General features: G+C 71.3%; 12 protein-coding genes and 1 pseudogene. 6 read left to right on the top strand and 7 right to left on the bottom strand.

From position 1 onward, the window contains the following. The 4 genes and pseudogenes from DEP02_RS35000 to DEP02_RS25585 all read right to left on the bottom strand — a co-directional run. Positions 1-293, bottom strand: a pseudogene (locus DEP02_RS35000) (hypothetical protein); the annotation flags it as partial. 34 nt (positions 294-327) lie between these two features. Continuing rightward, positions 328-1,182 carry an N-acetylneuraminate synthase family protein gene (locus tag DEP02_RS25595; protein ID WP_112470051.1) on the bottom strand — a complete coding sequence of 285 codons (855 nt, stop codon included), beginning with the start codon at positions 1,180-1,182 and terminating at the stop codon, positions 328-330. A gap of 14 nt (positions 1,183-1,196) precedes the next feature. Beyond that, positions 1,197-2,471: an acylneuraminate cytidylyltransferase gene (locus tag DEP02_RS25590; RefSeq protein WP_112470050.1), complete on the bottom strand. Its 1,275-nt coding sequence runs from the start codon at positions 2,469-2,471 to the stop codon at positions 1,197-1,199. A gap of 38 nt (positions 2,472-2,509) precedes the next feature. Further along, positions 2,510-3,868 carry a DUF6716 putative glycosyltransferase gene (locus DEP02_RS25585; RefSeq protein WP_112470049.1) on the bottom strand — a complete coding sequence of 453 codons (1,359 nt, stop codon included), beginning with the start codon at positions 3,866-3,868 and terminating at the stop codon, positions 2,510-2,512. A 198-nt stretch (positions 3,869-4,066) separates the two neighbouring features. On the opposite strand from DEP02_RS25585, the gene DEP02_RS25580 reads away from it, so the two are divergent. The 5 genes from DEP02_RS25580 (at position 4,067) to DEP02_RS25560 (ending at position 10,176) form a co-directional block, all read left to right on the top strand. Beyond that, the gene (locus DEP02_RS25580; RefSeq protein ID WP_112470048.1) at positions 4,067-5,053 is read left to right on the top strand and encodes a glycosyltransferase family 2 protein; all 987 of its coding nucleotides are present in this window, start codon (positions 4,067-4,069) and stop codon (positions 5,051-5,053) included. After that, positions 5,053-6,384, top strand: coding sequence for a polysialyltransferase family glycosyltransferase (locus DEP02_RS25575; protein WP_112470047.1), 1,332 nt, complete (start codon positions 5,053-5,055; stop codon positions 6,382-6,384). Before DEP02_RS25580 ends, DEP02_RS25575 begins: the two co-directional genes overlap by 1 nt. A gap of 268 nt (positions 6,385-6,652) precedes the next feature. Continuing rightward, positions 6,653-7,618 (top strand): glycosyltransferase family 2 protein, encoded by a 966-nt coding sequence (locus tag DEP02_RS25570; protein ID WP_112470046.1) that lies wholly within the window; start codon positions 6,653-6,655, stop codon positions 7,616-7,618. Between the two features lie 3 nt (positions 7,619-7,621). Then, the gene (locus DEP02_RS25565; protein ID WP_112470045.1) at positions 7,622-8,977 is read left to right on the top strand and encodes a polysialyltransferase family glycosyltransferase; all 1,356 of its coding nucleotides are present in this window, start codon (positions 7,622-7,624) and stop codon (positions 8,975-8,977) included. Positions 8,978-9,093: 116 nt separating this feature from the next. Then, entirely contained in the window at positions 9,094-10,176 is a 1,083-nt protein-coding gene (locus DEP02_RS25560) for an acyltransferase (protein WP_112470044.1), read from the top strand. A 41-nt stretch (positions 10,177-10,217) separates the two neighbouring features. Here DEP02_RS25560 and leuE read toward each other — a convergent pair whose 3' ends face one another. Both leuE and DEP02_RS25545 read right to left on the bottom strand, forming a co-directional pair. Then, positions 10,218-10,868, bottom strand: coding sequence for a leucine efflux protein LeuE (gene leuE, locus DEP02_RS25555; RefSeq protein WP_112470043.1), 651 nt, complete (start codon positions 10,866-10,868; stop codon positions 10,218-10,220). A 182-nt stretch (positions 10,869-11,050) separates the two neighbouring features. Next, positions 11,051-12,631 (bottom strand): acyl-CoA mutase large subunit family protein, encoded by a 1,581-nt coding sequence (locus tag DEP02_RS25545; RefSeq protein WP_112470042.1) that lies wholly within the window; start codon positions 12,629-12,631, stop codon positions 11,051-11,053. Between the two features lie 253 nt (positions 12,632-12,884). On the opposite strand from DEP02_RS25545, the gene DEP02_RS25540 reads away from it, so the two are divergent. Further along, a complete protein-coding gene (locus DEP02_RS25540) occupies positions 12,885-13,079 on the top strand; it encodes a hypothetical protein (RefSeq protein ID WP_112470041.1) in 195 nt (64 codons plus the stop codon). 179 nt (positions 13,080-13,258) lie between these two features. Here the strand turns inward: DEP02_RS25540 and DEP02_RS33670 are convergent. Next, positions 13,259-14,155: hypothetical protein (locus DEP02_RS33670; protein ID WP_232839274.1), on the bottom strand; the 897-nt coding region annotated here is incomplete at its 5' end.

Genomic DNA, 14,155 nt, shown 5'->3' with positions numbered 1-14,155 from the left:
GGCGCACCGGGCGAGCCCGGCGGCCGGGACGTGGCGTCGGGGCCGGGCCGGGCCGCCGGGAGCGGCGGGCGGCGGACCGGCGGATTCGGTGGGTCCGGTCGGACGGTGTCCGCCCCATGGCGCCGGGACTGGGGTGGGACCAGGCCCGTGTCCGAGGGCCCCCGGCCGACGTCGGCAGGGGCACCGCCCGGGTCGGGGGCGGTGGCGGTGGGGTGGTCGTGGGTGTGGGCCCACTCCAGTACGTTCAGCAGCTGTACCGGGCTCTCGACGAAGGCGAGGGTGCGGGGGCTCATCGGCGGGGGACCGTCCGGGGTGAGGGGCTCGGGCTCACACCGCGACCGGCTCGCCCGCCGCCGCGGCGATCTCCGCCTCGGCGACGACGCCGGTGACGCGGCGCAGCTTCTTCATGGGGCCGAGCTCGGAGTCGTAGACCTTCTTCACTCCGTCGCCGAGGGAGGCCTCGATCGCACGGATGTCGCGGACCAGGCGCTGCAGGCCCTGCGGTTCCACCGAGGCGGCCTGGTCGGAGCCCCACATCGCGCGGTCGAGGGTGATGTGGCGCTCGACGAAGACCGCGCCGAGGGCGACGGCGGCCAGGGTGGTCTGCAGGCCGGTCTCGTGGCCGGAGTAGCCGATCGGGACGTTCGGGTACTCCTTCTCCAGGGTGTTGATGGCGCGGAGGTTCAACTCCTCGGCCTTCGCCGGGTAGGTCGAGGTGGCGTGGCAGAGCAGGATGTTCTCCGAGCCCAGGACCTCGACCGCGTGGCGGATCTGCTTCGGCGTCGACATGCCGGTGGAGAGGATGACCGTGTGGCCCGTGGCGCGCAGGGCGCGCAGCAGTTCGTCGTCCGTCAGGGACGCGGAGGCCACCTTGTGGGCGGGCACGTCGAACTTCTCCAGGAAGGCGACCGCCTCGGTGTCCCACGGGGAGGCGAACCAGTCGATGCCCCTCTTCCTGCAGTAGGCGTCGATCTGGCGGTACTCGTCCTCGCCGAACTCCACGCGGTGGCGGTAGTCGATGTAGGTCATCCGGCCCCAGGGGGTGTCGCGCTCGATGTCCCACTGGTCGCGCGGGGTGCAGATCTCGGTGTGGTTGATGCCGATCTCGCCGGTGACGTAGACGGGGCGGCCGGGGCCGGCCTCGCGCGAACCGAGGGTGCGGATGCGGGAGTTGGTGCTCATGACCGGTGCTTTCCTTACTTGGGGAGGGAGGGGAGGGAATCGAGAGAGGGTCCGAGGATCCAGCCGGCGATCTCCCGGATCGCGCCGTCGCCGCCGGGGACGGTGGTGACCGCGCGTGCGGCGCCGCGTACGACGGCGTGGGCGCTCGCGACCGCCACGGGCCAGCCGACGAGGGCGAAGCACGGGAGGTCGTTGACGTCGTTGCCGACGTAGAGCACGCGCTCGGGCGCGATGCCCTGCTCCTCGCACCACTGCTTCAGGGCGAGGTCCTTGCGGTCGATGCCGTGCAGCACGGGGAGCCTGAGCTTGCGTGCGCGGGCGGCGACGACCGGGTTCTGTTCCGTGGACAGGATCAGCGTCTTCAGGCCGCTGCGCCGCAGGGCCGCGATGCCGAGGCCGTCCCCGCGGTGCACGGAGACGAACTCCCGTCCGTCGGAGTCGATCAGCACCCTGTCGTCGGTCTGGGTGCCGTCGAAGTCGAGTACGACCGCGTCGATGTCGTCGGCTGCGGGGAGGCGGGTGGGGGAATCAACAGCAAGGGCGCCGGGCCGGGCCGCGTCGAAGAGGGGTGCGAGGGCCCGGGCGCGGGCGAGGTCGTGCGGGTCGTCGATCTCCAGCACCCGCGCGGGGTCGGTGCGCACCAGTTCCGTACTGCCGAAGAAGCGGTGCCGGTGCTCGCGGAAGCCCTGGGCGTCCATCGCGTAGGCCGCGCCGGTCTCCAGCAGGTCCTGGGGGCGGTCCTGGCGGCGCGGGCGGAAGGACTTGTCGTGGTTGACGCCGTGACCGCCGCCTCCGGGCGCGGTGGCCTCCGCCTCGCGCCAGACGAATCCGTGGAACGGTGCCACGGTCACCGCGGTGTCCGCGCCGTTCTCGGCGACCGCGCGGGCGACCCCGTCGACGTCCTCGCGGAGCAGGAACGGGCTGGTGCACTGGACCAGCAGCACGACGTCCGCCCGTGCACCGTGCAACGCCTCGTGCGCGTCCATCGCGTGCAGCACGGCCGCCTCGGAGGTGGCCAGGTCACCGGCCAGTGCGGCCGGCCGCAGCACGACCTCGGCACCGGCCTGCCGGGCGGCGGCGGCTATGGCCCGGTCGTCGGTGGAGACGACGACGTCCGTGACGTACCGCGCGGCCCGGCACTCACGCACGGCGCGCGCCACCAGGGGTACGCCGCCGACGGGCGCGAGGTTCTTCGCGGGCACGCCCTTGGAGCCGCCGCGCGCGGGGATCACCGCGAGCACACGGCGTACCGGGGTGCCGGGGCCCGCTTCCGGGCTGGCGTCGGACATGGGGTTCGCTCCTTGACGTGGGCGTGGGATGCGGTCGCTCACAGCTCCCCCATCCGCCGGATCACGGGCGCCACGCGCTGTACGCCGTGGCGGTAGGCGCCGCGGGCGGCGCGGCGGACGACCTGCCGGACCGGGCCGGGCGCCTGGTCGGCGGCGGGCGCGCCCGGCAGCGGACTGCCGTCCGGGGCGAGGTGGTGGCGGGCGAGGATGCCGGGCAGATAGCCGGGTGCGGTCGTGGGCGTGTAGTACGGGGCGAGGGGCGGCAGTCCGCCGGGCCGGTCGAGCAGCTCGGCGATGCGCTCGCGGGCGGCGTCGAAGGCCGTGGCGTACGCCCCTTCCCCGGAGGAGGCACCTCCGGCGGCGACGCCCTGCCGGGCCACCCACTCCTCGTCGGGCACCGGGCGGTGTCCGGCGTCCAGTTGGTCCCAGGAGGCGAGGCAGCCGGAGCCGGCGAAGTGGTGGTTGCCGAGCGCCTCGCGCACTCCGAGGTCGGTGAGGACCACGGTCGGGATGCGGCGGTGCAGCGACTCCAGGGCGGCCGTGGAGCTGATGGTGACCAGCAGGTCGGTCCGGTCGAGGACCTCGCCCATGTGGCCGTAGACAAGGCGGAAGTTGGACGGCAGGTCCAGCTTCCGGGCGAGCTTCTGGTAGGGCAGTTCCTCGATGTGCGTGGTGTGTTCGCCGGGCTTGGAGCGCAGCTTGAGCAGCACCTCGCGCCCGGGGTGCCGGCGGGCGTGCCCCACCAGCCGGTTCAGCAGGTACATACGGTCCCTGCGGCTCTCCGGGACGGAGGGCTGGGCGGCGAAGACCACCGTGTAGGGGTCGTGTTCGCCGCTGTAGGCGGCCCCGCCCAGGAACGGCAGCGCGACCTCCGTCACCGACGAGGCGTCGGCGCCCACGCCCTCGTACACGGCCCGGAAACGCTCCGCGTCCTGGCGGGAGTTGGCGAGCACCAGGTCGGCTCCGTGGCGCAGCAGCAGGCCGTCGGCGAGCTTCTCGTAGATGACACCGACGTATCCGGTGACGACCACGGGCCGGTCCGGCCGGTCCGCCCAGACGCGCCCCAGTCCGTGCAGCATCGCCTGCGTTCCGCCGCCGACCAGGGCGAGCACGAGGAGGTCGTACGACTCCTCGCGCATCGCGCGCAGGAACTCGGCCGCGGTCACCTCACGGAGCGAGTCCGCGCTCACGCCGACCTCGCCGAGCTGGCGGGCGGTGGGGGTGGCGCGGCCACGCAGCAGGTATCCGTCCAGGCGGATTCCGGCACCGGTCGTGTTCCAGGGATTTCCGGATCCGGACGGGGCGATGCGGTTCGCGGTGAGCGCGCCCCATTTCCACCGGGTGTCGGAATCCGCGAGGACCGCCACCCTGAGGGGCTTCGTTGCACTTGCTGGCACGCCGAAGACGCTAGGAATCAATTCCTAGGCTTGGCCCAACGTTGAATCAACGAAAAGTTAACAAAGCCCCGCCGAAAGCCGAACTGGCCCGCGGAACCCCAGGAAGTACACGGGATACACCGTTCGGACACGCCGAATTCACCCGCCGTACGATCATCGGAAAGTTGCGGATCCGGGCGGTCTTCTAGGCTTTCGCGAGTGCCCAAGCTTTCTTTGATCGTGCCGTTCTGCAATGTGCAGCAATACGCCCGGGACGTCCTCATGAGCCTTCGCGCGAACGCCCGGCCGGACTTCGAGTTCATTCTGGTCGACGACCACTCCGAGGACGGAACCCCGGCGATTCTCGAGCGCGCGGCCGAGGAACTCTCGGACGTCTCCCGGGTGCGCTGCGTCCGCCGTGAGCAGAACGGCGGGATCGCCACCGCGCGCAACACCGGCCTGGACGTGGCGCAGGGCGAGTACCTGTCCTTCCTGGACGGCGACGACTGGCTCGCTCCGGGCTACCTGTCCGAACTGGTGGCGGCCATCGAGGAGCTGGACTGCGACTTCGTCCGCACCGACCATGTGCGGGTCACCGGCCGCGCCCGGTCCGTGCACCGGGCCCCGGTCGGGAGACGGAACGAGGTGCTGAACCCGCGTGACGCGATACTGCCCGCCGGCCGGACGACCTCGGTGGACTACGCCTACGCCTGGGCCGGCGTCTACCACCGCCGACTGCTGGAGCGCGGCCTGCTGCACTTCACCGACGGACTGCGCACGGCCGAGGACAGACCGTGGATCTGGAAGCTGCACCGTGAGGCGGAGTCGTTCGCGGTGGTCGGTCTGCTGGGCGTGTTCTACCGGCGCGGAGTCGCCTCCTCCCTCACCCGGATCGGCGATGCCCGCCAACTCGACTTCATCCGCGCCTTCGACCAGGTCGTCGAGGAGACGGCGGCGGACCGCGACGCCGACCGGCTGCTGCCCAAGGCGGTGCGGACGTACTGCGCGGTCATCGCCCACCACCTCTCCGAGAAGGACAAGTTCGAACCGGCCGTGGCCAAGCGGCTGCGGGCGATGAGCGCGGCGGCGATCAAGCGGATGCCGCAGGACGCGCTCGGCGACGTACTGGAGACCATGGACATGCGCCGTTCCGCCGAACTGCGGCGGCTGCGGCGCCGGATCACCACGGCGAAGGGGGCCGCCTGATGTCCCGTACCACCCAGATCTTCTGTGCCTCGACGCTGTACGGCGTCGCCACGCTGGCGGCCGCGATCGAGTCCGACTGTTTCGCGCGGGCGGAGCGGCGGGTGCTGCTGGTCTTCAACAACTCCGCGAACCCGGAGACCACACCGGCCCTGGACGAGATGCCGGGCTTCGCGCCGCTGCGCGACCACTTCGACGACGTGCTGTCCTGGAACGAGGTCGTCCGTCCCTTCCATCCTGGGGTCTGGACGCCACGCTCCGACGACATCCCGCTCCTCGAGCGCCATCTGCGGCTGCGGTGGGGGCTCGGTGACGACCGCGTGGAGCTGGTCCTGGAGTCCCTCCAGGCCGGCCCGGCCCTGACGGTGGCCCAGCTGTTCACCGGGGCCCCGATCCACGTCTACGCCGACGGTCTGACGAGCTACGGCCCCACGCGCGACAAGCTCGACCCGCTGGTCGGCACGCGTGTACGGCAGCTGCTGCACCCGGACCTGGTGCCGGGCCTCAGGCCGATGCTGCTGACCGAGTTCGACGTGCCGGCGCGCGTGGTGCCGACGCCCGCCTTCCTGAAGGCGGTGAGCGGACTGTCCGAATCCGTCGGCGCGTTGCCCGCTCTGCCGGACAACGCGGCGCTGCTGCTCGGCCAGTGTCTGTCCGCCCTCGGCATCCTTTCTCCCGCGGAGGAGGAGGACCTGCACGTGCGGATGGTGCGGGGAGCTGTCGAGCACGGTCATGGCACCGTCGTCTTCAAGCCGCACCCGACCGCGCCGGTCCGCTGCAGCCGCGCCCTCGAGACGGAAGCCGAGAAGCTCGGCGTGGACCTCACCGTCCTGGACACGCCCGTCCTCGCCGAGGTGCTCTTCGAGGCGGCGCGTCCCGCGCTGGTCGTCGGCTGCTTCTCGACCGCGCTGTTCACGGCCTCCGCGTTCTACGGCCTGCCGGTCGCCCGCGTCGGCACCGAGGCGCTTCTCGACCGCCTGACGCCCCACCAGGACGGCAACCGGGTCCCCGCCGTCCTGGCCGACGCGCTGCTGCCGGACCTGGAGTCCGGCAGGGGCGAGGACGCCATTCCCGCCGGCGAGCTGAACGGCCTGGTCACCGCCGTCGGCTTCACCGTGCAGCCGCAGATCCACCCGGCTCTGCGCCCGGCCGCGGAACGTTACCTCGCGCAGCACTTCGGCCCGCGCACCCAGCGCTACTTCAGGCGCGGGCGGCTCACCTCGCTGGGGCTTCCCGGTGGCATCCCGAAACAGCTGGCGTTCCTGCCCCGCAGCTCCACCGCGCGCCGGATGGCACGGCGGGCGCGGGCGCTGAAGAAGGCCGTGTGGGGCTGAGGTCCTGCGGGGCCGCGGGACTACGGGGCCGCGGAGCCGCGAGGCCGCAAGACCGCAAGGCCGCGGAGCCGCAAGACCCCGAGGCCACAAGGCCACAAGGCCGCGGAGCCGCAGGACCGCGGGAGGTCTTCGGCCGGACGTGAGGCACCAAGAGTTCATCGTCGATGTGTACGGAATTCATCCCTCCGACTCGGGCGGCACCACCCCCTTCGTCAGCATCGTCAGCCTGTCCCTCCCCACCTCCGACCTCCGAGCGTGAGAGGCCCCCGTGCCGAGACTGTCCGTCGTCGTCCCCCTGCACAATGTGGAAGCGTTCGCCGAGAGCACGCTGCGCAGCCTCGCCAACAACGCGGACCCCGACTTCGAGTTCCTGCTCGTCGACGACTGCTCCACGGACTCCACTCCATGGGTGATCGACCGCTGGGCGGAGAAACATCGAGGCGCCAGGGTGATCCGGCACGAGAAGAACATGGGCATAGCCCAGGCGCGCAACAGCGGTATCGACGCGGCGAGCGGTGAGTTCATCACGTTCCTCGACGGCGACGACTGGTACGGACCGGGCCACCTCGCCGAACTGGTGTGTGCCATGGAGGAACTGGGCTGCGACTTCGCCCGTACCGACCACGTCCAGGCCACCGGCACCGAGCGGGTGATCCGGCGACCCCCGGCCCCGGTGCGGGGCATCGTGATGGATCCGCGCGACGGGATAGCGCCGGCCGACACGGAGACGATGGTCGACTACCCCTTCGTCTGGGCGGGGATCTACCGCCGGCACCTCTTCGACGACGGAGGCATGCGCTTCGCGACCGAACTGCGCACGGCCGAGGACCGGTTGTGGACCTGGCACCTGCACCTGAAGGCCAGGACGTGCGCGTCCCTCGGTCTGCACGGCGTGTTCTACCGGCGGGGCGTCGCGACCTCGCTCACCCAGATCAGGGACTCCCGTCAGCTGGATTTCATCCCCGCGTACGACGCGCTGCTGAAGGACCTGCTGAAGGACCCGGAGGCCGAGCGTTTCCTCCCCAAGGCCGTACGGACCTACTGCGCCATGATCGCCTTCCACATCGACAAGGCGAACGAGTACGAGCCCTCGACGGCCCGGCGACTGCGGCGGGAGGCGAGAGCCGCGCTCCACCGCATGCCCGAGCACACGCTCGAGGAGACCCTCAGAACCATCGACAGCGCTCGGAGCAGGTTGCTCAACCGCCTGCGTGACGGGCGGAAGGCTGCCTGATCCATGCCTCGCAAGACCCAGATCTTCCAGGTCTCGACCCTCTACGGAGCGGCCACTCTCGCCGCGGCGCTCGACGCGGACCTGTTCGGTCCACGCGACGGGGCCCGGCGCATCCTGCTGGTCTCCAACAACGCCGCCGTACCGGAGACGGCCCTGCGCCTCGACGAGATGCACGGCTACGAGCGAATAACCGGCCGGTTCGACTCGGTGGTCGGCTGGAACGAGGCGATCAGCCCTCACCACCCCAGTGCCTGGGGTCCGCGGGAGAACGACACGGTGATGTGGCAGAGGGCGTTCCGTCTGCTGTGGGGCATCGACGAACGGGACCTGATCGAGCTCGCCGTCGAGTCGATCCAGGTCAACCCGGCCCGCGCATTGGCGGCGATCTTCTCCGAGAGCGCCGTCCACGTGTACGCCGACGGCCTCATGAGCTACGGCCCGACCCGGGACCGGCTGCCGCTGACCATCGCGCGCCGCATCCGGCGACTGCTCCATCTCGACCTGATTCCCGGCCTGAGGCCGCTGCTGCTGTCCGAGTACGGCGTCGAGCCCGAGGTCGTCCCGGACGAGGCGTTCCGAGGCGTGCTCGACGAGATCTCCCGGGACGCGGCGGACGACCCGCGGTTGGCGCCCGTCCTTCAGGAGGCGCCGACGGCCGTGCTCCTCGGCCAGTACCTGGCGGCGATCAGCATCCTGAGCCCGCGGGAGGAGGAGGACCTCCACGTCCGCATGCTCACCGGGGCCGTGCGCGCCGGGCACCGGTCCGTGGTCTTCAAGCCCCATCCGACGGCACCCGCCGGCTACTCGGAGGCGCTGAGCAAGGCGGCGGCGGACGCCGGCGTCCGGCTCACCGTGCTGGACGCGCCGCTGCTGGCCGAGACGCTGTACCACCACTGCCGTCCCGCACTCGTCGTCGGCTGTTTCTCGACGGCGATGGTGACCGCCTCCGTCTACTACGGCGTGCCCGTCGCAAGGGTCGGAACCGCGCTGGTGACGGAGCGTCTCCAGCCCTACCCGAACAGCAACCGCGTGCCCCTGGCCGTGGTCGACCACCTGGTGCCCGACCTGGAGCGCGGTCAGACCCCGGCTCTCGTCGGCGCGGCCCCGAAGACGTTGTCACCGCTGGTCCGGGCGATCGGTTTCTGCATGCAGCCCAAGGCGTACCCAAAGCTGCGGGAGTCGACGGCCGACTGGTTGCGGAGCAACCCGGCCGGCAGCCCCGGCCACTACTTCCCCGAACCGCGGCTGGCCGAGCTCGGCCTTCCCGGCAGCCGCCCGTGGTCGCGCGCGAATCTCCGGGTGAGCCGTGCCAAGCGCGTGGTGCGCAAGGCGGTACGGCGCGGCGCCCGGAAGAGGTGACGCGGGCGGACGACCAGCCCCTTCACCCGCCCCGGACGACCAACCGGGACCCACGGGCCGCAGTGGAGCCATCGGCTCTTCAACTCCCTCACACCGGACACCTCGAGAGTCGCGCAGTGCCGAATGACATAGCCGTACGGCTGCCGCAGCAGACCGGCGCCCCTTCCGGGCGGACCGCCGCACCACGGGAACACCGCTACGACATCGACCTGATGCGGCTGATCTGTTCCGCCACGATCATGCTGGGGCACGTGGGCGCCCAGTTCATCCACTCCACCGGCAACAACCCGGCCAACGGCTCCGGGTCCTACTGGGTGGGTCACGTGGCCGAGGCGGTCAACCCGTTCGCTGTTCCCATGTACTTCGCCATCGCCGGCTGGGCCGTGCTGGTCGGCGCTCCCCCGCGCGACAGCGCCCGGATGTGGCGGAGAATCGTGCGCAACACCGTTCCGCTCTTCGTGTGGACGGCGATCTATCTGGTCTGGGCCTGGCTGCGGGACCGCAACGACCGGCCGATGACCGAGCTGGCGGCGAACTCCCTCTTCGGCTCCGTGCGGCCCGCCTACCACCTGTGGTTCATGTACACCTACATCCCGATCATCGCGCTGCTCGCCTTCGCGATGCTGGTCAAGGCCGGGAAACGGCCCTGGGGGCTCGGAGCGGCACTGCTCGGCATCGCGGTCCTGCCGAGTGTGCTGACCACGCTCGCCGAGGTCACGGGACGCGACATGCCGTCGGCGGCCTGGGGCTTCGGCACCTACTCCCTGGTGTACGCGGTCGGGGGCGCGCTGCTGTTCGCCCTCCCGGCCGGCGCCGTGCGGTGGCGGTGGCCGCTGTTCGCCCTGCTGCCGCTCACCATGGCCGGGGCCCTCTGGTACAACACGCAGATCCATTACGTGATGCCCAACGCACACTTGTTCGTCGCCGTCATGAGCCTCTGCGTACTGCTCCTGATCAGCAGGGTCCGGGTCTCCGAGAAGTGGCGGCCATTCCTGCGGAAGTCGGCCGGTGCCGCGCTCGGCGCGTACATGGTGCACGTGCTGTTCGTCGAGGAGATGGTCGCCCCGCTGGTGTCGCCGGACCTGAGCGGACCGGTCGCGGGGCTGCTTCTGATCGGTCTGCTGATCACGGTGCTGGCTCTGTCGTTCGCCACCAGTCTGCTGTGGGGCAGGCTGAACCTGCGGCACCTGCTCGGCTGACCCGGCCGGACCTGTGCGCGTAGTGCAGAGGTGCCCCCGCGCTACGCGCTCGCCAGGGACAGCTTCACCGCGAAGCCCAGGAACAGGGCGCCGGCCGCCGAGGTCGTCGTCGCCGACAGGCTCCTGCGGCGGCGGAACGCGGCGGCGAGCTTCGTGCCGCTGAATATCAGGGCGCTGAGGTAGAGGAAGCTGGCGAACTGGAGGAAGGCGCCGAGGATGACGAAGGAGAGCGCCGGGTAGGCGTAGTTCGGGTCGACGAACTGCACGAAGAAGGCGATGACGAACAGGATCGCCTTGGGATTGACGAGGCTGACGACCAGAGCCCGGCGGAACGGCCGCTCGTCGGCGGCCGCCGGGGCGGAGGTCGCCTGCGCCGCCTTCTCCCGCCGGGTCCGCCACATCTCCCAGCCGGCCCGGAGCATGCCGATCGCGATCCAGGTCAGGTATCCGGCGCCGGCGTACTTCACGATCCCGAACAGCACGGGGTTCGCCTTCAGCAGGGAGGCGGCCCCGGCCGCCCCCAGCGTCATGAGCACGGTGTCCCCGCACCAGACACCCGCCGCGGCGGTGTACCCGGCGCGTATGCCGCGCCGGGCGGCCACGGACAGCACGTAGAGCGAGTTGGGCCCGGGGAGCAGGACGATGAGGACGAGTCCCGCCAGGTAGGTGGGGAGGTGAACGACGCCGAACATGAAAAGGAGTGTCGCACGGGGGTACGACACTCCGGCGGGGGGTTCCGTGGGACGAGACGGACGGTCGGTCGTCGCCGTCGAGGAGGGTGTCGACGGAGAGTTCGAGGGTCACGCCGACGGACTCGGGGACCGGGAACGGGCGGTTTCCGCCCCCGATCCCCCATTCGGAGGAGTCGTGCAGGTCAGAACGCGTCCGACGGCACGTAGTTCCCCCAGACCTCGCGGAGCGCGTTGCACACCTCGCCCACCGTCGCCCGGGCCCGCAGGGCCTCCTTCATCGGGTACAGGACGTTGTCCTCGCCCGTGGCGGCCTTCTTCAGGGCGGACAGGGCCGTGTCGACCGCCGTCTGGTCGCGTTCGGCGCGCAGCTTGGCCAGGCGTTCGGCCTGCTGGGCCTCGATGGCCGGGTCGACGCGGAGCGGCTCGTACGGCTCCTCCTCGTCGAGCTGGAAGCGGTTGACGCCGACGACGACGCGCTCGCCGGAGTCGGTCTCCTGGGCGATGCGGTAGGCGCTGTGCTCGATCTCCTGCTTCTGGAAGCCGTGCTCGATGGCGTTGACCGCGCCGCCGAGGTCCTCGACCTTCCGCATCAGCTCCAGCGCGGCCGCCTCGACGTCGTCGGTCATCTTCTCGATGACGTACGACCCGGCGAAGGGGTCGACCGTCGCGGTCACGTCCGTCTCGTAGGCCAGGACCTGCTGCGTGCGCAGGGCCAGGCGCGCGCTCTTGTCCGTGGGCAGCGCGATGGCCTCGTCGAAGGAGTTGGTGTGCAGGGACTGGGTGCCGCCGAGGACCGCCGCCAGGCCCTGGACGGCGACGCGGACCAGGTTCACCTCGGGCTGCTGGGCCGTCAGCTGCACGCCCGCCGTCTGGGTGTGGAAGCGCAGCATCAGCGACTTGGGGTTCCTGGCGCCGAACTCCTCCTTCATCACCCGAGCCCAGATCCGGCGGGCCGCGCGGAACTTGGCGACCTCCTCCAGGATCGTCGTGCGGGCGACGAAGAAGAAGGACAGGCGGGGTGCGAAGTCGTCGACGTCCATGCCGGCCGCGACCGCCGTGCGCACGTACTCGATGCCGTCGGCCAGGGTGAACGCGATCTCCTGCGCGGGCGAGGCACCCGCCTCGGCCATGTGGTAGCCGGAGATCGAGATGGTGTTCCACTTGGGGATCTCGGCCCGGCAGTACTTGAAGATGTCCGCGATCAGCCGCAGCGAGGGCTTGGGCGGGAAGATGTACGTCCCGCGCGCGATGTACTCCTTCAGCACGTCGTTCTGGATCGTGCCCGTGAGCTTGTCGGCCGGGACGCCCTGCTCCTCCGCCACCAGCTGGTACAGGAGCAGCAGCAGCGCGGCCGGGGCGTTGATCGTCATCGACGTCGACACCTTGTCCAGCGGGATCCCGCCGAACAGCACCCGCATGTCGTCGATCGAGTCGATGGCCACGCCCACCTTGCCGACCTCGCCGTGCGCGATCGGCGCGTCGGAGTCGTGGCCCATCTGGGTGGGCAGGTCGAAGGCCACGGACAGGCCCATCGTGCCGTTGGCGATCAGCTGCTTGTAGCGGGCGTTGGACTCGGTGGCCGTGCCGAAGCCGGCGTACTGGCGCATGGTCCAGGGGCGGCCGGTGTACATCGTGGGGTACACACCGCGGGTGAACGGGTACGACCCCGGCTCACCCAGCTTCTCGGCCGGCTCCCAGCCCTTGAGGGCATCCGGTCCGTAGACCGGCTCGATGGGCAGCCCGGACTCCGACTCGCGCGCCATGGTGTGTGCCTCCGCGTTCTGAATTTCTTGGTTGCTCGCCAGTTCCCCGCCGGTACGGCCGACCCTCGCCACGGACTGTAGCGGCGGCCGTGCGCCGGGTGGAGTGCCCCACGCTGGGACCTTGCTCACAGACCGGCGGCTCCTCCTTCTTGTGTCCTCTGTCTCCCCTCCCCACCTTGCCCCGTGGTTCGCCGCCCGTCACGCGTGGGGAGACATCCGGTGTACCGCCTCGGACGGCACGCACCGCTCCCCGGTGCACATCGAGCTCCCGGCCACCCGGCCGCCCACCGGGTCCTGCGACGATCCGGATGATCCGGACGATCCGACGGAACAGGCCGAACAGGCCGAACAGGCCGAACAGGCCACCAAGGGCTTCCAGAGCAGACGCGGACTGCCGCGGACCGGGCGGACCGACACGGTCACCCGGCGGTTCGGCCGCTGCGGGTGACGTGTGAGAAGAGAAAGCGGGGCGCGGGCGGGACCGGGGGAACGTGTCCCGCCCGCGCCGGATGCACGAGCCGTGGGTACGGGGGGAACCCCGGCTCTGTGCGACAGCCGATGACCAGTCGGCTCACTCATTACTGCGCTGTGGCGGCCGAAAACGTCACACCTCACCGAGAGGAAATTTCACGAGGTACGAAACCGCAGGTCAGAGGGGGCATCGGGAGAGGCGGCCGAGGTGTCGGACGTTCTGTTCGGGAGCTGCGGAGCGAGCGCCGGGGACGTGCCGGCGCTCTTCCCGTGGCGGTGGCCGCCTCCGTTACCGCGCTCGTGACCGTCCTTGTGGCGGCCTTTGTGGCCGCCTTCGTCGTCGCCCTGACCGCCCTGGTCGCCCTGACCGCTCTGGTTACCTTGGCCGCCCTGGCCGCCCTGACCGCTCTGGTTACCTTGGCCGCCCTGGCCGCCCTGACCGCTCTGGTTACCTTGGCCGCCCTGGCCGCCTTGGTCGCCCTGGCCTCCGCGGCCCTTCTGGCCCTCCTGGCCGCCCTGGCCGCCGCCCTGGTTCTCGCTCCGGCCCTTGCCGCCCGTGCCACCGGTTCGGTCGTCGACCGACTTCAGGACGCCCTTGCAGTACGTCCACACGCGCGCGGAACCGCCGGCCGCCTCCTCCAGGGCACGCCTGCCGCCGGCGTTCAGGTCCTTGCCGTCGCGCAGGTCGCGGCAGGCCGAGACCAGACGGCCCTGCCCGCCGGCGGTGCCGCCCCGGGTGTCGTCGGTGCCGGCGGTGGCGTCGTGGCCGGGGGTGGCACCCGAGTCGCCCGCGGTGCTCCCGGTGTCGCCGCCGAAGGAGCCGCCGGGCGTGGGCGGGCTCAAGGAGCGTTCGGGCGTCGCCCGGGCCGAGGCGGAGGCGCCGGGGACCGGCTGCTCGTCACCGCCGAACGGCGTCGGCAGCACGCCGGTAGTGGCCGCCGTCGCGACTCCGCCGACCGCGCCGGCGGCCAGCGCGGCCGACAGCGCGAGACGCACCGGGCGGGACCAGCGCGGACGCCCGGCACGCGCGCGCGTGCCCGCGGTGCGTGAGCC

It is taken from the genome of Streptomyces triticisoli (assembly GCF_003270085.1).
Taxonomy (GTDB): Bacteria; Actinomycetota; Actinomycetes; order Streptomycetales; family Streptomycetaceae; genus Streptomyces; species Streptomyces triticisoli.
Note: the sequence above shows the minus strand (reverse complement) of the source record. Positions and strands in the feature narration are given on the sequence as shown.